Source organism: Pseudomonas sp. R1-43-08, assembly GCF_003852255.1.
GTDB lineage: Bacteria > Pseudomonadota > Gammaproteobacteria > Pseudomonadales > Pseudomonadaceae > Aquipseudomonas.
The window spans coordinates 3,101,961-3,119,089 of record NZ_CP027734.1; the positions used below are offsets into that span (position 1 = coordinate 3,101,961).

The following is a 17,129-nucleotide window of genomic DNA, read 5'->3' on the forward strand; positions in this document are numbered from 1 at the left end:
ATGACCAGCAAAACCCAAGCCCTGCCACTCGCCCCGCCACGGCAGATCAAGCGCAGCGCCTGGCCGCAACGGCTCAAGGGCCTGGTGTTGCCAGTACTGATTCTGCTGGTGCTGGAGGCGGTGGTGCGTGTGGGTTGGCTGCCGTCGTACCAGATGCCGGCGCCCAGCGAGATCGCCGTGACCCTGGCGGACCTCGCCGAAGGCTCCCTGTGGAAACACATCAGCGCCAGCCTGGTGCGGGTGCTGCTGGGTTTTGCCATTGGTGCGAGCCTGGCCTTGGTATTCGCCGCCTGGGTAGGCTTGAGCCGCGAAGCCGAGGCCTATCTGGAGCCGACCTTCGCCGGGTTGCGCTCGATCCCGAGCCTGGCCTGGGTGCCATTGCTGCTGTTGTGGCTGGGCATCGACGAGACCTCCAAGATCGTGCTGATCGCGATTGGCGCGTTCTTCCCGGTGTACCTCAATGGCGTTGCGGCCATCCGCGATATCGATCGCAAGCTGGTGGAAGTCGGGCAAATGTATGGGTTCAATCGGCGCCGCCTGGTACGTCGCATCCTCTTACCGGCGGCCCTGCCCGGCCTGTTTACCGGGTTGCGCAGCGGCCTGAGCCTGGCCTGGATGTTTCTGGTGGCGGCCGAGTTGATCGCGGCCACCAAAGGGCTGGGTTACCTGCTCAGCGATGGGCGGGAAACCTCGCGGCCGGATATCGTGCTGGCGGCAATCATCGTACTGGCGCTGCTCGGCAAGGTCAGCGATGGCCTGCTCGCGGCACTGGAAAAGCGCTGCCTGGCCTGGCGCGACACCTTCCAGGGAGCCGGACAATGAGTGTGCAACCGCTGCTGGACATTCACGTTGTGCGCAAAAGCTTCGACAGCGCCACCGTCTTGAACGATGTGCGCCTGGCCTTGCAACCGCGCGAAGCCGTGAGCCTGCTGGGGCCCAGCGGGTGCGGCAAAAGCACCTTGTTGCGCATTGTCGCGGGACTGGACAACGACTACCAGGGCGAACTGCGCAGCCCCAACGGCGAGGTGGCCTTCGTGTTCCAGGAACCACGGTTGATGCCCTGGCTTACGGTGGAGCAAAACATCGGATTCAGCGCGGACAATCACTACGACAAGGCCTGGGTCACGCAGTTGATCGAAGAAGTCGGCCTCACGGGTTTTGCCCAGGCGCTGCCCAAGGCCTTGTCCGGCGGCATGGCGCAACGGGTCGCGATCGCACGGGGCCTGTATTCACGGCCGCAGGTGTTGCTACTGGATGAACCGTTCAGCGCCGTGGATGCGTTCACGCGCATGAAGCTGCAGGACCTCCTGCTGCAACTGGCCGAACACCATGCCATCGCCTTGCTGCTGGTGACCCATGATGTGGACGAGGCGCTGTACCTCAGCGACCGAGTATTGGTGATGGGCAATCGGCCCAGCAGCATTCGCCAGGTGCTGGCGGTGGATTTGCCGCACCCGCGGGACCGGCGCGATCCGTCGCTGGCTCGGCTCAAGGCGCTGTGCCTGACCGAGCTGCAACACGCCCACGTCATCTGAGTTTTCCCTTCCAGCGGTCAACGCCCAGGCTCCGACTTGCGCGTTGACCATCGCCGCCACACACCATATAGTGTGCCCACAAACAGAACGGACCACTATATAGTGTGCAGCCTCGGTAATTTCCGACCACACTATGCGCCGTATTTCAATGCCTTGAAGCCTGCAAACCGCATATTTTTTGGACGGTTCCACGCACCGTCAAAACAGATCAGGAAGGAGTATTTCGATGCTGAGTTGGGATGAAGTCGACAGCGAAGACAGCGTTGCCCCCGTGATCAAAGGCGCCAACGCCGGCCACGCCACCGAAGCCAACATGGACCGCCTCGACGGTGCCGGCGCTGCCGCCGCCATCGAAGCCCGCGCCGTCACCGCCAATGACTCCGCCGCCATCGTGCGCGCCAAGGCCGCCCTGGACAAACTCGACGTCGCCGAAGGCCTCGCCGAACTCGAAGGCGCCTCCGCCCGCGTCGCCGTTGACGAAAAACGCATGATCAACTGCCGCGCCGACCTCAACCAACTCGTGCCCTTCAAGTACGACTGGGCCTGGCAGAAGTACCTCGACGGCTGCGCCAACCACTGGATGCCGCAAGAGGTCAACATGACCGCCGACATCGCCCTGTGGAAAGACCCCGAAGGCCTGACCGACGACGAACGCCGCATCGTCATGCGCAACCTGGGCTTCTTCTCCACGGCGGATTCGTTGGTCGCCAACAATCTGGTGCTGGCCGTGTACCGCCTGATCACCAACCCGGAGTGCCGCCAGTACATCCTGCGCCAGGCCTTCGAAGAAGCGATCCATACCCACGCCTACCAGTACTGCATCGAATCGCTGGCCATGGATGAAGGCGAGATCTTCAACATGTACCACGAGATTCCATCGGTCGCCAAGAAAGCGGCCTGGGGCCTGAAATACACCCGCTCGATCTCCGATCCCAAGTTCGAAACCGGCACCGTCGACACCGACAAGGAACTGCTGCGCAATCTGGTCGCCTACTACTGCGTGCTGGAAGGCATCTTTTTCTATTGCGGCTTCACCCAGATCCTCTCCATGGGCCGCCGCAACAAAATGACCGGCGTGGCCGAGCAGTTCCAGTACATCCTGCGCGACGAGTCGATGCACCTGAACTTCGGGATCGATGTGATCAACCAGATCAAAATCGAAAACCCGCACCTGTGGGATGCCGAGATGAAGGAAGAAGCGACCCAGATGATCCTGCAAGGGACCCAGCTGGAGATCGAATATGCGCGGGATACCATGCCACGCGGCGTGCTCGGCATGAATGCGGCGATGATGGAGGATTACCTCAAGTTCATCGCTAACCGTCGTTTGTCGCAGATTGGGTTGAAGGAAGAGTATCCAGGCACGACCAACCCGTTCCCCTGGATGAGCGAGATCATGGACTTGAAGAAGGAGAAGAACTTCTTCGAAACCCGTGTAATCGAGTATCAGACCGGCGGCGCGTTGAGCTGGGATTGATTTAACAGCACAGATCCAACATGTGGGAGGGGGCTTGCTCCCGATAGCGGTGTATCAGTCACAGCTGCTTTAACTGAACCACTGCTATCGGGAGCGAGCCCCCTCCCACATTGAGAACGAAATTGCCCTTTATGCCCAACCAAACCATCAAGACGCCCTGTGTAGGCCTGTGCTCCACCGTCTACGGTGACCTGGTCTGCCGGGGCTGCAAGCGTTACCACCACGAAGTGATCCAGTGGAACGGCTATAACGCCGAGGAAAAACACGCGGTGTGGCTGCGCCTCGAGCAGTTGCTGGTGCAGGTCATGGTCAGCAAGCTGGAAGTGTTCGACCCGCAGCGTCTGCGCCAACAACTGGAAGACCGCAAGATTCGCTTCATGCCGCAACAGTCGCCGTATTGCTGGGCATACCAGCTGATTGCGCGGGGTGCGCGGGTGATGTCGAAGCTGGACGCCTATGGGTTGGCGTTGCTGCCGGAGTTTCGTGAACGTAGCCTCACGGACCTGCGCGATGCGATTGACCGGGAGTTTTTCCTGCTGTCCGAGGCGCATTACGAGCGCTATATCGCGCCGGTTTTTCTGCGCGATTCCTTTGGTCCAGCCCTGATCGCCACGCTCTGACGCGCAATTGTGTTTAAAATGCCGCCCGCTCAACGACTGACGCTCAACGATGACCCCAGACGCACTCGCTACCCTGCACGCCCATCTGCTCACCGCCCTGGCCAGCGCTCCGGCTGAAACCCGGCGCCTGTTTCACGGCCGTGGCCGCTGCTGGCCGGGCCTTGAGCAGGTGACGGTGGACTGGCTGCAAGGCGTGGTGCTGGTAGCGCTGTTCAAGGAAACCGAGCATCTGCAGGCCTTGAAGCAGCAGCTGTTGCAGATCGACTGGGCCGGCTTCGGCGCCCATACCGTGGCGCTGCAACACCGCTACCTGCCGCAGAGCACCACCGAATGGCTGGTAGGCAATGCCATCGACGAGTTGACCATCACCGAAGGCGGCCTGCGTTACCTGATCGATCTGGGTAAAAAGCAGAACAGCGGCCTGTTCCTCGACATGCGTTACGGGCGCAACTGGGTGCGCGAGCAAGCCAGGGGCCAGCGCGTGCTTAATCTGTTCGCCTACACCTGCGGATTCTCCGTGGCCGCTATCGAAGGCGGCGCCGACCACGTGGTGAACCTGGACATGGCCCGTGGCGCCCTGAGCCGTGGCCGCGACAACCATCGCCTGAATGGCCACGACCTGAGCAAGGTAAGCTTTCTGGGCCACGACCTGTTCAAGTCCTGGGCCAAAGTCACCAACAGCGGCCCCTATGACTTGGTGATCATCGACCCGCCGTCCTTTCAGAAGGGCAGCTTTCTGCTGACCAAGGATTACCAGCGCGTACTGCGCCGCCTGCCGGATTTGCTCACGACCCAAGGCACGGTGCTGGCGTGCATGAACGATCCGGCGTTTGGCGAAGACTTCCTGATCGACGGCGTCACCCGCGAGGCACCGGGCCTGGGCTTTGTAGAACGCTTGGCAAACCCACCGGAATTCCCGGATATCGACCCGCAAAGCGGGTTGAAGGCCCTGGTGTTTCGCCAAGGCTGATGCCGAAAAGTCCTACGCTTGCTACGCTAAGGCATACGCCGGGCGGTGAACCTTATCCCTGCCTTCCCGGTCGATACCTGCATTCCCCGGCCAGACTCGACAGCGTTACGCTGTCGGCTGCCCCGTTTGACCCTTTGGAGAACCGCCCGTGATATCGACCCTGCATGTAGCCAGAATCAAAGCCTGGGGCGCCCACGGCTTTACCGCCACCGGTGTGGTACTGGCATTCCTGGCCACCCTGGCGCTGCTGGAAAACTCCCCCAAGGCCTGCCTGCTGTGGCTGGGCCTGGCACTGGTGGTGGATGGCGTCGACGGCTCCCTGGCGCGACGGGTCAATGTCAGCACGGTATTGCCCAGCTTTGACGGCTCGGTATTGGACCTGGTGATCGATTACCTCACCTACGTATTCATCCCCGCGCTGTTTATCTACCGCTATATCGACCTGCCGGACTTCACCCATCTGTTTGCGGTGTCGGTGATTTTGGTGTCGTCGCTGTTCTGCTTCTGCAACGTCAATATGAAAAGCAAGGACAACTATTTCGTCGGCTTCCCGGCGGCATGGAACGTGGTGGCCTTGTGTGTGTACATCATCCAGCCCGACGCCTGGATCACCTTGCTCACTGTAATCGGCCTGGCGCTGCTGACCGTGACGCCGATGAAGTTCCTGCACCCGTTCCGGGTCAAGCGGTTCATGCCGATCAATATCGCGGTAACCACAATCTGGCTGCTGTGCAGCTTCCTGATGGTGGTGGATTATCCGAACACCAACCCGTGGACGTTCGGCTTATGGTCGCTGATGTCGGCGTACTTCCTGGGCATTTGCATCTGGCGCACGGCGTTGGAGTGGATGGGAACCCATAAATAGCCAGGCGAACACAGTAAAATGTGGGAGGGGGCTTGCTCCCGATAGCGGTGGATCAGTCAGCTTATTTGTCACTGACAGACCGCCATCGGGAGCAAGCCCCCTCCCACATTTGGTTATGCGCACATCCGGCAGGTAAGATGGCGGGCCTGCGTGCTCACCCAACAATAAGCCCTGCCCATGCCCTTCGAACTCAGCGTTGACCTGACTACCCTCGCCATTCTCGCCGTCGTGGCTTTTATCGCCGGCTTCATCGACGCCATCGCTGGCGGAGGTGGCTTGCTTACCACCCCTGCCCTGTTGACCGCTGGCATGCCGCCGCATCTGGTGCTGGGCACCAATAAACTCAGTTCCACCTTTGGCTCGGCCACCGCCAGCTTCACCTTCTACCGCCGCAAGCTGTTCCACCCGCGCCAGTGGGTGCATGCCATCGTCGGCACCTTGATCGGCGCGCTGACCGGCGCTGTGGTCGCGCACTATTTGCCCGCTGAGACCCTGAACAAGATGCTGCCGGTGATCGTGTTCGCCTGCGGGGTGTACCTGCTGTTCGGCGGCACGCCCAAGGCACCGCTGGACGCCGAGGCGCCGATCAAGAAGAAATGGCAGGCCACCCAGGGCTTCGGCCTGGGCTTCTACGACGGCGTGGCCGGGCCCGGGACCGGTGCGTTCTGGACCGTGAGCACCATGCTGCTGCACCCGATCGACCTGGTGAAGGCCAGCGGCGTGGCGCGCAGCATGAACTTCGTCAGCAATGCCGCGGCGCTGACGGTGTTTATCATCAATGGCTCGGTGGACTGGGTCGTCGGCCTGGCAATGGGTATCTCGGTGATGGGCGGCGCGTTCTTTGGCGCGCGCAGCGCAATCAGCGGCGGCGCCAAGTTCATTCGCCCGGTATTCATCACCGTGGTGCTCGGCCTGACGGTGCGCCTAGCCTGGCAGCACTGGTTCAGCGTGGCCTAAGCGACGGGCCACATACAGGTCGATCAGGTAACGCGCAATCGAGCGTGACGCCGGCAGCGGCGGCAGGTGGTGGATGTTGAACCACTGCGCATCTTCGATCTCGTCGGCCTGGGGCATGATATCGCCACCGGCATACTCGGCATGGAAACCCAGCATCATCGAATGCGGGAACGGCCAGCACTGGCTGCCCATGTACTGCAGGTTCTTCACCTCAAGCTGCACTTCCTCGCGCACTTCGCGGATCAGGCAGTCTTCGGCCGACTCACCCGGCTCGGCAAAGCCGGCCAGGGTGCTGTAGACCCCGGTGACAAAGCGTGGCGAGCGCGCCAGCAGAACCTCATCGCCACGGGTCACCAGCACGATCATGCTCGGCGAAATTCGCGGATAGCTGCGCAGGTCGCAGGGTTGGCAATACATCGCGCGCTCGCGTGGCACCTTGACCATCGCCTGGCCGCAACTGCCGCAGAACCGATGCTCGCGCGCCCAGGTGCCGATCTGCGCGGCATAGCCCAGCACTTTGTACAGGGTGTGGTCGCCTTGCAGCATAAAGCCGCGCAGGCCCTGCCAGCTGCAACCCGGTACTTCGCCGGCGCTGTCGAGTTCCAGCAGGTACACCGGCTCGCCATCGAGGTGGCCGATGCCGTGTTCGGCAAACACTGACAGGTCCTGGCGCTTGAGCCATTCCCGAGGGAACAGAGGCCCATTGGCATCCTGCAAAAAGCCGTCGCGGCTGCGGGCGACGGCCCAGCCGCCGGCAGCGTCATTGTCCAACAGCGTTGTGGTAATCCAGCCTGGGGTCATATCGATCAATCCAAGAATTCGGGTGCCTGCTTGCTCATATGGGCGGCGATGGCCACGCGCAGGTCGTTGGATTGCAACATAGCCGAGTTCCAGGTGGCAACGTATTCCAGGCCATCATTGACAGTGTGGTCGCGCATATAGCTGATCATCGCCTTGGTACCGGCCACGGCAATCGGCGACTTGGCGGCGATTTCATGGGCAATGGTCATGACGCCGGCCAACAGGCTTTGCTGGTCGGCAAACACGCGATTGACCAGGCCGATGCTGCGCGCCTCCTCGGCACCGAACTGACGACCGGTGTAGGCCAGTTCGCGCAACATACCGTCGCCGACGATGCGGGGCAGGCGTTGCAAGGTACCGACGTCGGCGGCCATGCCCATGTCGATTTCCTTGATCGAGAACTGCGCGTCCTCGGCGGCGTAGCGCATGTCGCAGGCGCTGATCAGGTCAATGGCGCCGCCGATGCAGTAGCCGTGGATCGCCGCCAGTACCGGCTTGCGGCAGTTGTCGACCGCGTTGAACGAGGCTTGCAAATCGAGGATCTTGCGCCGCAGCAGGCGCGCATTGCGGCCCACGTCCTTGCCGAACTCATTGGCCACCGAGGCCAGCAGCATCAGGTCGATGCCGGAGGAAAAGTGCTTGCCGGCGCCACTGAGCACCACGGCGCGCACGGCATCGGTGTCGTCGACCCATTGGAAGATCTCGATGATTTCGCTCCAGAACGCCGCGTTCATCGCGTTGATCTTTTCCGGGCGATTGATCTGCACATGGGCAACGTTGCCGCTGAGTTCCACTACGAACGCTTGGTATTCGGACATGGCCGTGATCCCTGACTGGCGAGTGATAAGGGTCGAACTATAACAAGGGCAGGCAACGGCGCATCGGCCAAAAGCGGGACTGGCAAAAAACCTTGCCAGGCGCCATCCTTGGCGCTTTAAGCCGCCCCAACGCGGCGTTCGACGTTTGAAGGATATGCCCCATGCACGCCCAGCCGCTCACACCCGCCGAGTTCGACCTGATCGAAGAAACCCTGCTCAAGTACGGCGACGACCATTCGGTGCTCAACGTCGCCGAACTCGACGGCTACTTCACCGCGCTGGTATCGAGCCCGACACAGGTGGATATCGCCGAGTGGTTTCCGGCCATCTGGGGCGGGCAGAACCCGGACTGGGAAAGCCCCGAAGAGGCCGGGCAGGTCCTGGACCTGTGTGTACGCCACTTCAATACGCTGGCGGCGCAACTGGCCGGCAATTCCAAGGCGTTCAAGGCGCTGTTCGATGAAAAAGAGCACCACGGCCAGTCCGTGACCCTCGCCGAAGAATGGTGCTTCGGCTATATCCGTGGCGCGGCCATCGGCAACTGGCCGCCGCTGCCCGCCGAACTGGCCACTCAGTTCGAGAGAATCTCCTGGTGCGCCGAGCAGGATAATTTCGAATTACCAGCGGACCTGGATGTGCGGGCCCATCAGCAGCGGGTCAGCGAAATCGAACCGGCGGCGCGGGCGCTGCACGATTACTGGCTGAGCAAGCGCTAAATCTCGACAAGCACCGCACCTTTGGCCGATTATTCGGGTCCGCCCCGTCGGCCACTCCATGCCACCTCGCCTTGATCAGGAGCCTTGTCCCTTGAGTTCGCAGAAAACCGTGACCGTTACCCCGCCCAACTTTCCTCTCAATGGCAAGGTCGCGCCCCCCGGCTCCAAATCCATTACCAACCGCGCCCTGCTGCTGGCGGCCCTGGCCAAGGGCACCAGCCGCTTGAGCGGCGCCCTGAAGAGCGACGACACCCGTCACATGTCGGTGGCCTTGCGGCAGATGGGCGTGACCATTGAAGAGCCGGACGACACCACGTTCGTGGTCACCGGCCAGGGCAAACTGCAATTGCCGCCACAACCGCTGTTCCTCGGTAATGCCGGCACCGCCATGCGCTTTCTCACCGCTGCCGTGGCAACCGTGCACGGCACCGTGGTGCTGGACGGCGACGAGTACATGCAAAAGCGCCCGATCGGGCCGCTGCTCGCCACCCTCGGGCAGAACGGCATCCAGGTCGACAGCCCGACCGGCTGCCCACCGGTGACCGTGCACGGCGTGGGCAAGGTCCAGGCCAAGCGTTTCGAGATTGATGGCGGCCTGTCCAGCCAGTATGTCTCGGCGTTGCTGATGCTCGCGGCATGCGGTGAAGCACCGATTGAAGTCGCCCTGACCGGCAAGGACATCGGCGCCCGTGGCTACGTAGACCTGACGCTGGACTGCATGCGTGCCTTCGGCGCCCAGGTGGAAGCCGTCGACGACACCACCTGGCGCGTGGCCCCGACCGGCTACACCGCCCATGATTACCTGATCGAACCCGACGCCTCCGCAGCCACCTACCTGTGGGCCGCAGAAGTATTGACCGGCGGCCGTATCGACATCGGTGTCGCCGCCGAGGCGTTCACCCAGCCGGACGCCAAGGCCCAGGCGGTGATCGCCCAGTTCCCGAACATGCAGGCCACGGTGGTGGGCTCGCAAATGCAGGACGCCATCCCGACCCTGGCGGTGCTCGCCGCGTTCAACAATACGCCGGTGCGCTTCACGGAACTGGCCAACCTGCGCGTCAAGGAATGTGACCGCGTGCAGGCGCTGCACGACGGCCTCAACGCAATCCGGCCGGGCCTGGCGACCATCGAGGGCGACGATCTGCTGATTGCGGCTGACCCGGCCCTGGCGGGCACGTCCTGCAACGCCTTGATCGATACCCACGCCGACCATCGCATCGCCATGTGCTTTGCCCTGGCCGGGCTGAAAGTCGCGGGCATTCGCATCCAGGACCCGGACTGCGTGGCCAAGACCTACCCTGGGTACTGGAAAGCCCTGGGCAGCCTGGGCGTAACGCTCAGCTACTGAGACAACAGCGCAGGTTCAGGGAGGGCACGCACATGACCATTCGCCAACCCTGCCCGCCCGGCGTCTGTGACTGCGAGCGCGAACGCTTGCTGGAGGCGCCCGAGCCCGACCTGCGCATTCTCCACCTCACACGCCAGGAAGAAAAACGCCTGCTCGAGCGCCTGGAGAACCTCAAGAGCCTGCAGGACCTCGAGCATATGCAGCAGCGGATGTTCGAACAGTTGGGCATCCGCCTGCATATCGCGCCGGGCCACACCGAGGTCAAGAGCATGCGCGGGATCCAGATCGTCATCGACGAGCTGCCCGGCCTGTGTCGCAAGACCCGCCAATCGATTCCAGCGGCGATCCGTCGCGGCCTGGAGAAGCAGCCCGAGATTGCCTACCGCTTGCTGGATGCCCACGACCTGTTTCGCGACGCTTGAATCACCCCGCTACCGTCTCGCGCACAAACAGCGTCTGCCCTGTCTCCCTGGCCTTGCGCAGATGCGCCTCGGCACTGTCGCTTTCCGATTCCAGCAGCAACTGCGAGGTCAGCACCTGCGCTCCGCAGTAGTCGAAGATCCCGTAATCGATCTGCGTGCGCATGGCCTGGGCATAACCGTGCCGGTCGAAGGCATCGGCATCGGCAGCCCCCAAGGCCAGCAGGTGCACCTGCAAGTGCCGCAACTTCTTGGTCACCGGGGTATCCGGGCCGTAATCGATCGCCCAGCCGTTGACGAAGACACGGTCGATCCAGCCCTTGAGCAACGCCGGCATGGACCACCAGTAGATCGGAAACACCACGACCAACGCGTCGGCGCGCTCGATGCGGGCCTGTTCGACGAGGACATCCGCCGGCGGCGTGGCGTGGCTGCGGTGTACGCGGTGGTCGGCGGCGGTGTAGCGCGGGTCGAAGCCTTCGGCCGCCAGGTCGGCGATTTCAAAGGTGTGCCCGGAGGCGCTCAAACCGGCACCCACGTGCGCGGCCACGCTGTGGGTCAGGGATTGGCTGTCGTGATGAGCCACAACGATGAGTGCATGCATGACATTGACTCCTTTTAAGCTTAAGCTACTTTTAGTAAGTTACCTTATTTAAGTTACTTTTGGTATATAAGCATGTCAAGCGAACAATCCCCTGCCCCGCGTCGGCGTCTTTCCCGCGAAGAACGCCTGCAACAGTTATTGGAAACCGCCTGGCAACTGGTGCGCGAGGAAGGCACCGACGCCCTGACCCTGGGCCGCCTGGCCGAGTTGGCCGGAGTGACCAAACCGGTGGTGTACGACCATTTCGCCACCCGCTCGGGCCTGTTGGCCGCGCTGTATGAAGATTTCGATGGGCGGCAGAACCAGGTGTTTGTCGACGCCATCGAGGCCAGCAGCGCGACGCTTGAAGCGCGTGCGTGGGTGATCGCCTCGTCCTATGTGGATTGCGTGTTACTGCAGGGTCGCGAGATCCCGGGGGTGACTGCGGCGCTCAGTGGCTCGCCGGAGCTGGAGGCGCTCAAGCGCAAGTACGAGGCCATCTTTCTCGATAAATGCCGCGATGCCCTGGCGCCGTTCGCGCCGGGTGGCACGCTTTCCCAAGCGGGCCTGCGCGCCATGCTGGGCGCGGCCGAAGCCTTGTCCCATGCCGCAGCCAGCGCGGAAATCAGCCGCGAAGAAGCGCAACAGGAACTGCTGGCGACCATCCTGGCGATGGTCAAGCGCGGCGCCGCCTGAGGCTGGAAAGGTCATCGGCTAAAAGCAGATCAATGTGGGAGGGGGCTTGCTCCCGATAGCGGTGGTTCAGTCGATTGATAGGTGACTGACACACCGCCATCGGGAGCAAGCCCCCTCCCACACTGTCATCGGTTCTCAACCCAAGCGTTCGTCTACAAACCGCTGCACCTTGCGCGTCAATTGATCCAGGTGCCGGTCGCGCTGCTTTTCCGCGTCCACCATCGCGCGCTTTCCGTGCTTTTGCAGCAGGTAGGTATGGATCTGCCGCACTTCCAATGAGCTGTAGATAGCCGCCACGTCGAGCACGCCCATCAACCCATCGGTGCCGTAGTCCCGCGTATTCATCAGCACTTGGGTGCCACGCGCGCCGCGCACCTGCAAGCCCATCGCTTCGAATGCCGGAACCTTCTCCACCGAGCACGCCAGCTCCCCATGGGGATAGCGCGCCAACACGTCACCCAGCATGGCCCGGGCCACGCCTTGGCGCCTGAACCCCGAGTGCACGGCCATAAAGGCCACGCCACAGGCTTGAGGGTCGTCCTTCACCGGGAGGTACAGGCAAAAGCCAACGACGGTCTCCTCCTGCATCGCCACGAGCAGCTCAACGCTGACGCCCTTCGATCCATCCAGCGCCTCCAGGTACAGGTGCACCTCAAACCCGATGGCGTACTGGTAAATGTTGTAGAGCAGGTTGCTGGGCGCCAGTGCCACGCTGCTGATGTCGGTGAGGTTGTCGACCACCAGCTGCAGGATCTGGCTGTTGACCGGTTCGGGGCACGGCGTGGTGTAGCGGGTAAGGCTGAACATGCAAATTCCTGGGGTTTCACGTCAAGGCAGTGGCGATTGTACCTGTTGCACGCCGTGAAGCCTCGGCCCTCAACAGCCGGCACTCAAGCATTGAACAAAAAAAGTTCGGACCAACGGGTGCATGCACGCACCTGGATCGCGCATCATGGGCACTTTCAAGCTCAAGGGTAACGTCCATGCGCGTTCTGTCATTGATGATGGGTCTTACGACGCTGGCCGCCAGTACGGTGTTCTGCGCCAGCGCGATGGCGAATGAAGAAAGTCAGTTGGTGCAACAGATCAACCAGTACCGCAGCCAGGTGCAGCGTTGCGGTGACCAGGGTTCCCAGGAATTGCCGCCGCTCAACAGCGATACACGGCTAGTGCTGCCGGCCACCAATGTCGGCGATTTGCAGCAGTCGCTGGCGCGGGCCGCGTACCCCATGGTCAACGTGCAGGCCATCAGCCTGTCCGGGCCCAGGGATGCCGAGGCCGCCATGAAAGCGGTGCGTGAAAGCTTCTGTCGCGTGGTACTCGACCCGCAATTCGTCGACATCGGCGTGAGCAACAGCGGCCAGGACTGGCGCATCGTGCTCGCCCGCCCGCTGCTGACCAGCGGCCTGGGCGACTGGCAGACCGAAGGCCGCAAACTGCTCGACCTGATCAACGCCGCCCGCGCCCAGCCGCGCCAGTGCGGCACCCAGGCGTTCACCGCGACCACGCCGCTGTCGTGGAACGACGATCTGGCCGGTGCCGCCAACAGCCATACCCGCAACATGGCCAACGGCAACTTTTTCGATCATCTCGACCACGACGGCCGTACCCCCGGCGATCGCGCCGAGCTGGCCGGGTATATCGCAAAAAACATCGGCGAAAACATCGCCGCCGGCCTCGATACCCCACGCAAGGTGCTCGACGGTTGGCTCGCCAGCCCCGGCCATTGCGCCAACCTGATGAACCCGCAATTTCGTGAATTGGGCGCGGCCTATGCAATGGACCCGAAAAGCGATGCGGGCATCTACTGGACGGGGCTGTTCGGCGCGCAATAACGGTGGGCGGCGGCCCGGCCCTGCGACGACTCGCCCCGCCAAATGGGCAATGAAATCAAAGTGCTATCTAGGAGATAATCGCGCTGAACTGATCCAGGTCATTCCGGTCTGTTGCAAGTGGTCTGACCTCTTCAAAGCCTAACAACGCGTAGCGAGCAAGATGTGAACCCAATGATGAATTGGCTGCAAGGCAGCAGCGTAATGGCAGAGCGGGTTCGTCGGCATGATTGGGCCAGTACGCCCCTGGGGCCGATTGAATACTGGCCGGACGTGTTGAAGACAACCGTTGCGCTGTGTTTTGCCTCCAGCTTTCCCCAAGCCATCGTCTGGGGGCCTCAGTTGATCACCCTCCACAACGATGCATTCGTGCCGATCCTGGGCAACAAGCCCGACGCCCTGGGCCGTCCGTTCAACGAGGTGTGGCACGAGGCATGGGATGACATCCGCCCTATCGCCGACACCGCGTTCGCCGGGCAGGCCACCTATATCGAAAACTTTCCGCTGTTGATCCTGCGTGACGACACGCCTGAACAAGCATATTTCACCTTTTGCTACAGCCCGATCCGTGATGCGAAAGGCGCGGTGGTGGGGTTGCTCGATACCGTCACCGAAACCACCGCCACGGTCTTCCTCACCCGGCGCCTGGCCGTGCTGGACGCCATCGGCAACAGCGTCGCCACGGCCACCGACCCCGAAGCGATCATGATGTCGACCACCCGCTTGCTGGCCGAACACCTGCAAGTGTCGATTTGCGCCTACGCCGACATGGAAGACGATCAAGACGGCTTTACCATTCGTGGCGACTGGTCGGCGCAAGGCTCGCCGAGCATCATCGGCCATTACAGCCTGGCTGCGTTCGGTGAGCGCGCGGTGGCCTGCCTGCGCGCCGGCGAGCCCCTGGTGATCGGCAATAACCTGCTCGAGTTGCCGCCCCATGAAGCCGCGAACTTCCAGGCACTCGGTGTAACGGCGACCATTTGTATGCCGTTGATCAAAGACGGCCGCCTCACCGCGCTGATGGCCGTGCACGACAAACAGCCCCGCCACTGGTCCTCCTATGACCTGGCGCTGTTGGGCGAAGTCACCGAACGTTCCTGGGCGCATATCGAGCGCGTACGCGCCGATGCTGTGGTGCGTGAGGGCCTGGCGGCCTATACCGAACTCAATGCAACCCTGGAACAGCGCGTCGAAGAACGCACCCGCGCCCTCGCCCAGGCCGAAGCCGCGTTGCGCCAGTCGCAAAAGCTCGAGGCCATCGGCCAACTCACTGGCGGCGTCGCCCATGATTTCAATAACCTGCTGACGATCATTCGCTCATCCGTGGACTTTCTGCGCCAGCCGGGGCTCTCGGAAGAACGCCGGCAACGCTACATGTCCGCGGTGTCCGACACCGTCGAGCGGGCCAGCAAGCTCACCAGCCAGCTGCTCGCCTTCGCCCGCCGCCAGCCGTTGAATCCGCAGGTGTTCGATGTCAGCCAACGGGTGCGCAACATCGGCGACATGCTCGAGAGCGTCACCGGCGCACGCATTCATGTGCAGGTGCAATTGCCCGACCAGCCCTGCTATGCGCGCATCGATCCCAGCCAGTTCGAAACCGCCCTGATCAACATCGCCCTCAATGCCCGCGACGCCATGGACGGCCAGGGCAGCCTGACCATCAAGGTCGCCGCCCAGCAGCCGCTACCGCGCATCCGCGGGGATGCCGAGTCGCGCCTGCCCTACATCGCTATTTCCCTGGCCGACACGGGCGTGGGCATTCCCGGCGATACCGTCGAACGCATTTTCGAGCCGTTCTTCACCACCAAGGCCGTCGGCAAGGGCACCGGCCTGGGCTTGTCGCAAGTGTTCGGCTTTGCCAAGCAATCGGGCGGCAATATCGATGTGGCCAGTACCCTGGGGCAAGGCACGGTGTTCACCCTGTACCTGCCCGAGGTGGAAGGCGAAGCCGCGCCCCGGCAGGACGCAGAGCAAGACCTTCCACCGCCGCTGGACCTGGCCCAACGGCATGTACTGATCGTGGAGGACAATCTGGAGGTGGGACGCTTCGCCAGCCAGATCCTCAAGGATCTGGGTTACCAGACCACTTGGGCCACCAACGCCGAACAGGCGCTGACGCTGGCCGGCAACGATGCCGGGGCCTTCGACGCGGTGTTCTCGGATGTGGTGATGCCTGGGATGACTGGCGTCGCCATGGCCAAACTGATGCGCCAGCGCCGGGCGGACCTGCCGGTGGTGCTGGTCTCCGGATACAGCGAAGAACTGGCGGACAGTGGCTATGAAGGCTTTGAGTTCCTCGCCAAACCCTACTCCGCCGAACAGGTTGCGCGCGCGTTGGCCAAGGCCATGGCCAAGGATCAGCCCGCCACGGCCACCTGATTGCGGCCCAGCGCCTTGGCCCGGTACAGCGCCTTGTCGGCGCTGTCCATCAAGCCATACAAGTCCAGCGCCTGGGTATGGGTCGAAGCCAGGCCCAGGCTGGCACTCAAGCCCTGCACCGGGTCGGCCCGCAAATCGCCAATGGCCTGGACCAGTTGCTCGGCGATGCTGCGCGCGGTCTCCAGGGAGGTATTGGGCAGCAATATTGCGAACTCTTCGCCCCCCAGGCGGCCGTACACATCAACCTGGCGAAACGAGGTGCTGATCACGCTGCCAATCTGGCGCAACACCTGATCACCGGCTTGGTGCCCGTAGGTGTCATTGATGGTTTTGAAGTGATCCATGTCCAGCATCAGCACACACAGCGGCTGCTGCTCGCGCCGGCACTGGGCATAGAGCGCCTGGGCCTGTTCGAAAAAGGCCCGACGGTTCATCAACCCGGTCAGCTCATCGGTCTGGGAGGCATGGGTTGAAATGGTGTGGGCGCGCTCCATTTGCCGGGTCAGGCGAAAAGCTTTTTCCAGGGCGTCGGACAGTTTGTGCGTGGCGGCCGCCACAAAGGACGAGAACACCAATACCGCCAGCGCCACGCCGACCTGCATCGGCGATGGCTGGAACAGCAACCACAGGGTACAAGGCAACAGCACCAGGCCCATGGACCCCAGCGACATGTAGCGATAGGCCGAATAGCAGGACACCGCGCCGACCGACATGCCCACGGCGAACAGCATGACCAGCACCTGGGACACGCGGTCATCCACCGGCATCACCGCCAGCGCCCCGCCCCCCAGATGCCCGCCGACAGCATCAGCGTCACCCAGTAACGCCGCTCCCACCGCGCCGGCGTGCGCTCGCTGTCGGGGCAGCGGAACCATTCAAGGAACAATTGCAGGCGCAGCAGTGAGGAACCGGCCAGCAGCACCAGCCATACCAGGATCAGCTGCTGGTCGAAGCGCTCCCAGCACAGCCAGCACAGCATGAGAGCGGCCAGGTAGCTGCCAAACAGCGCCGGGAATGACTGGCGAAACAGCTGGTGCAAACGGTCGGTGCGCACCTGCTGTTCGATAACACGGTCCGGGTCTTGCCCAAGCCCATGGCTATTCATGCGATTCG

General features: G+C 62.6%; 17 protein-coding genes and 1 pseudogene. 13 read left to right on the forward strand and 5 right to left on the reverse strand.

What is annotated here, in order from left to right; genetic code table 11:
- From C4J87_RS14130 to C4J87_RS14160, 7 genes are all read left to right on the forward strand, one after another.
- Positions 1-822: an ABC transporter permease gene (locus C4J87_RS14130; RefSeq protein WP_124367290.1), complete on the forward strand. Its 822-nt coding sequence runs from the start codon at positions 1-3 to the stop codon at positions 820-822.
- Positions 819-1,535 carry an ABC transporter ATP-binding protein gene (locus C4J87_RS14135; RefSeq protein ID WP_124367291.1) on the forward strand — a complete coding sequence of 239 codons (717 nt, stop codon included), beginning with the start codon at positions 819-821 and terminating at the stop codon, positions 1,533-1,535. The genes C4J87_RS14130 and C4J87_RS14135 overlap by 4 nt, the downstream gene beginning before the upstream one ends.
- 226 nt (positions 1,536-1,761) lie before the next feature.
- On the forward strand, positions 1,762-3,012 hold the full coding sequence (locus C4J87_RS14140; RefSeq protein ID WP_124367292.1) for a ribonucleotide-diphosphate reductase subunit beta: 1,251 nt from the start codon (positions 1,762-1,764) through the stop codon (positions 3,010-3,012).
- A 131-nt stretch (positions 3,013-3,143) separates the two neighbouring features.
- Positions 3,144-3,632: a DUF1289 domain-containing protein gene (locus C4J87_RS14145; RefSeq protein ID WP_124367293.1), complete on the forward strand. Its 489-nt coding sequence runs from the start codon at positions 3,144-3,146 to the stop codon at positions 3,630-3,632.
- Between the two features lie 49 nt (positions 3,633-3,681).
- Positions 3,682-4,602 (forward strand): class I SAM-dependent methyltransferase, encoded by a 921-nt coding sequence (locus C4J87_RS14150; protein ID WP_124367294.1) that lies wholly within the window; start codon positions 3,682-3,684, stop codon positions 4,600-4,602.
- Between the two features lie 148 nt (positions 4,603-4,750).
- Positions 4,751-5,467, forward strand: coding sequence for a phosphatidylcholine synthase (gene pcsA / locus C4J87_RS14155; protein WP_124363153.1), 717 nt, complete (start codon positions 4,751-4,753; stop codon positions 5,465-5,467).
- 177 nt (positions 5,468-5,644) lie between these two features.
- A complete protein-coding gene (locus C4J87_RS14160) occupies positions 5,645-6,424 on the forward strand; it encodes a TSUP family transporter (RefSeq protein WP_124367295.1) in 780 nt (259 codons plus the stop codon).
- On the opposite strand, the gene nudC is transcribed toward C4J87_RS14160, so the two are convergent.
- Complete coding sequence (gene nudC / locus C4J87_RS14165; RefSeq protein WP_124367296.1) at positions 6,392-7,225, reverse strand: NAD(+) diphosphatase; 834 nt, start codon at positions 7,223-7,225, stop codon at positions 6,392-6,394. The two genes, C4J87_RS14160 and nudC, sit on opposite strands and share 33 nt — an antisense overlap.
- 5 nt (positions 7,226-7,230) lie before the next feature.
- On the reverse strand, positions 7,231-8,043 hold the full coding sequence (locus C4J87_RS14170) for a crotonase/enoyl-CoA hydratase family protein (RefSeq protein WP_124367297.1): 813 nt from the start codon (positions 8,041-8,043) through the stop codon (positions 7,231-7,233).
- 161 nt (positions 8,044-8,204) lie between these two features.
- On the opposite strand from C4J87_RS14170, the gene C4J87_RS14175 reads away from it, so the two are divergent.
- From C4J87_RS14175 to C4J87_RS14185, 3 genes are all read left to right on the forward strand, one after another.
- A complete protein-coding gene (locus C4J87_RS14175; protein ID WP_124367298.1) occupies positions 8,205-8,759 on the forward strand; it encodes a UPF0149 family protein in 555 nt (184 codons plus the stop codon).
- 91 nt (positions 8,760-8,850) lie between these two features.
- A complete protein-coding gene (locus C4J87_RS14180) occupies positions 8,851-10,107 on the forward strand; it encodes a 3-phosphoshikimate 1-carboxyvinyltransferase (protein ID WP_124367299.1) in 1,257 nt (418 codons plus the stop codon).
- A 32-nt stretch (positions 10,108-10,139) separates the two neighbouring features.
- On the forward strand, positions 10,140-10,529 hold the full coding sequence (locus C4J87_RS14185; protein ID WP_124367300.1) for a hypothetical protein: 390 nt from the start codon (positions 10,140-10,142) through the stop codon (positions 10,527-10,529).
- Between the two features lies 1 nt (position 10,530).
- On the opposite strand, the gene C4J87_RS14190 is transcribed toward C4J87_RS14185, so the two are convergent.
- The gene (locus C4J87_RS14190) at positions 10,531-11,130 is read right to left on the reverse strand and encodes an NAD(P)H-dependent oxidoreductase (protein ID WP_124367301.1); all 600 of its coding nucleotides are present in this window, start codon (positions 11,128-11,130) and stop codon (positions 10,531-10,533) included.
- Positions 11,131-11,202: 72 nt separating this feature from the next.
- Here C4J87_RS14190 and C4J87_RS14195 point away from each other — a divergent pair, with 72 nt between their 5' ends.
- Positions 11,203-11,805, forward strand: coding sequence for a TetR/AcrR family transcriptional regulator (locus C4J87_RS14195; RefSeq protein ID WP_124367302.1), 603 nt, complete (start codon positions 11,203-11,205; stop codon positions 11,803-11,805).
- Between the two features lie 135 nt (positions 11,806-11,940).
- Here C4J87_RS14195 and C4J87_RS14200 read toward each other — a convergent pair whose 3' ends face one another.
- Positions 11,941-12,612 (reverse strand): GNAT family N-acetyltransferase, encoded by a 672-nt coding sequence (locus tag C4J87_RS14200; protein WP_124367303.1) that lies wholly within the window; start codon positions 12,610-12,612, stop codon positions 11,941-11,943.
- Positions 12,613-12,788: 176 nt separating this feature from the next.
- On the opposite strand from C4J87_RS14200, the gene C4J87_RS14205 reads away from it, so the two are divergent.
- Positions 12,789-13,640 carry a CAP domain-containing protein gene (locus C4J87_RS14205; protein WP_124363163.1) on the forward strand — a complete coding sequence of 284 codons (852 nt, stop codon included), beginning with the start codon at positions 12,789-12,791 and terminating at the stop codon, positions 13,638-13,640.
- Positions 13,641-13,811: 171 nt separating this feature from the next.
- Complete coding sequence (locus tag C4J87_RS14210; protein ID WP_124367304.1) at positions 13,812-16,016, forward strand: GAF domain-containing protein; 2,205 nt, start codon at positions 13,812-13,814, stop codon at positions 16,014-16,016.
- Here the strand turns inward: C4J87_RS14210 and C4J87_RS14215 are convergent.
- Positions 15,995-17,121: pseudogene (locus C4J87_RS14215) on the reverse strand (diguanylate cyclase). The gene C4J87_RS14210 and the pseudogene C4J87_RS14215 overlap by 22 nt on opposite strands.
- Between the last annotated feature and the right edge of the window lie 8 nt (positions 17,122-17,129).

Excerpts from the sequence above, each read along its gene's own strand:
- C4J87_RS14130 (WP_124367290.1), top strand. The coding sequence starts at position 1 with ATGACCAGCAAAACCCAAGCCCTGCCACTCGCCCCGCCACGGCAGATC.
- C4J87_RS14135 (WP_124367291.1), top strand. The coding sequence starts at position 819 with ATGAGTGTGCAACCGCTGCTGGACATTCACGTTGTGCGCAAAAGCTTC.
- C4J87_RS14140 (WP_124367292.1), top strand. The coding sequence starts at position 1,762 with ATGCTGAGTTGGGATGAAGTCGACAGCGAAGACAGCGTTGCCCCCGTG.
- C4J87_RS14145 (WP_124367293.1), top strand. The coding sequence starts at position 3,144 with ATGCCCAACCAAACCATCAAGACGCCCTGTGTAGGCCTGTGCTCCACC.
- C4J87_RS14150 (WP_124367294.1), top strand. The coding sequence starts at position 3,682 with ATGACCCCAGACGCACTCGCTACCCTGCACGCCCATCTGCTCACCGCC.
- C4J87_RS14160 (WP_124367295.1), top strand. The coding sequence starts at position 5,645 with ATGCCCTTCGAACTCAGCGTTGACCTGACTACCCTCGCCATTCTCGCC.
- nudC (WP_124367296.1), bottom strand. The coding sequence starts at position 7,225 with ATGACCCCAGGCTGGATTACCACAACGCTGTTGGACAATGACGCTGCC.
- C4J87_RS14170 (WP_124367297.1), bottom strand. The coding sequence starts at position 8,043 with ATGTCCGAATACCAAGCGTTCGTAGTGGAACTCAGCGGCAACGTTGCC.
- C4J87_RS14175 (WP_124367298.1), top strand. The coding sequence starts at position 8,205 with ATGCACGCCCAGCCGCTCACACCCGCCGAGTTCGACCTGATCGAAGAA.
- C4J87_RS14185 (WP_124367300.1), top strand. The coding sequence starts at position 10,140 with ATGACCATTCGCCAACCCTGCCCGCCCGGCGTCTGTGACTGCGAGCGC.
- C4J87_RS14190 (WP_124367301.1), bottom strand. The coding sequence starts at position 11,130 with ATGCATGCACTCATCGTTGTGGCTCATCACGACAGCCAATCCCTGACC.
- C4J87_RS14195 (WP_124367302.1), top strand. The coding sequence starts at position 11,203 with ATGTCAAGCGAACAATCCCCTGCCCCGCGTCGGCGTCTTTCCCGCGAA.
- C4J87_RS14200 (WP_124367303.1), bottom strand. The coding sequence starts at position 12,612 with ATGTTCAGCCTTACCCGCTACACCACGCCGTGCCCCGAACCGGTCAAC.
- C4J87_RS14205 (WP_124363163.1), top strand. The coding sequence starts at position 12,789 with ATGCGCGTTCTGTCATTGATGATGGGTCTTACGACGCTGGCCGCCAGT.
- C4J87_RS14210 (WP_124367304.1), top strand. The coding sequence starts at position 13,812 with ATGATGAATTGGCTGCAAGGCAGCAGCGTAATGGCAGAGCGGGTTCGT.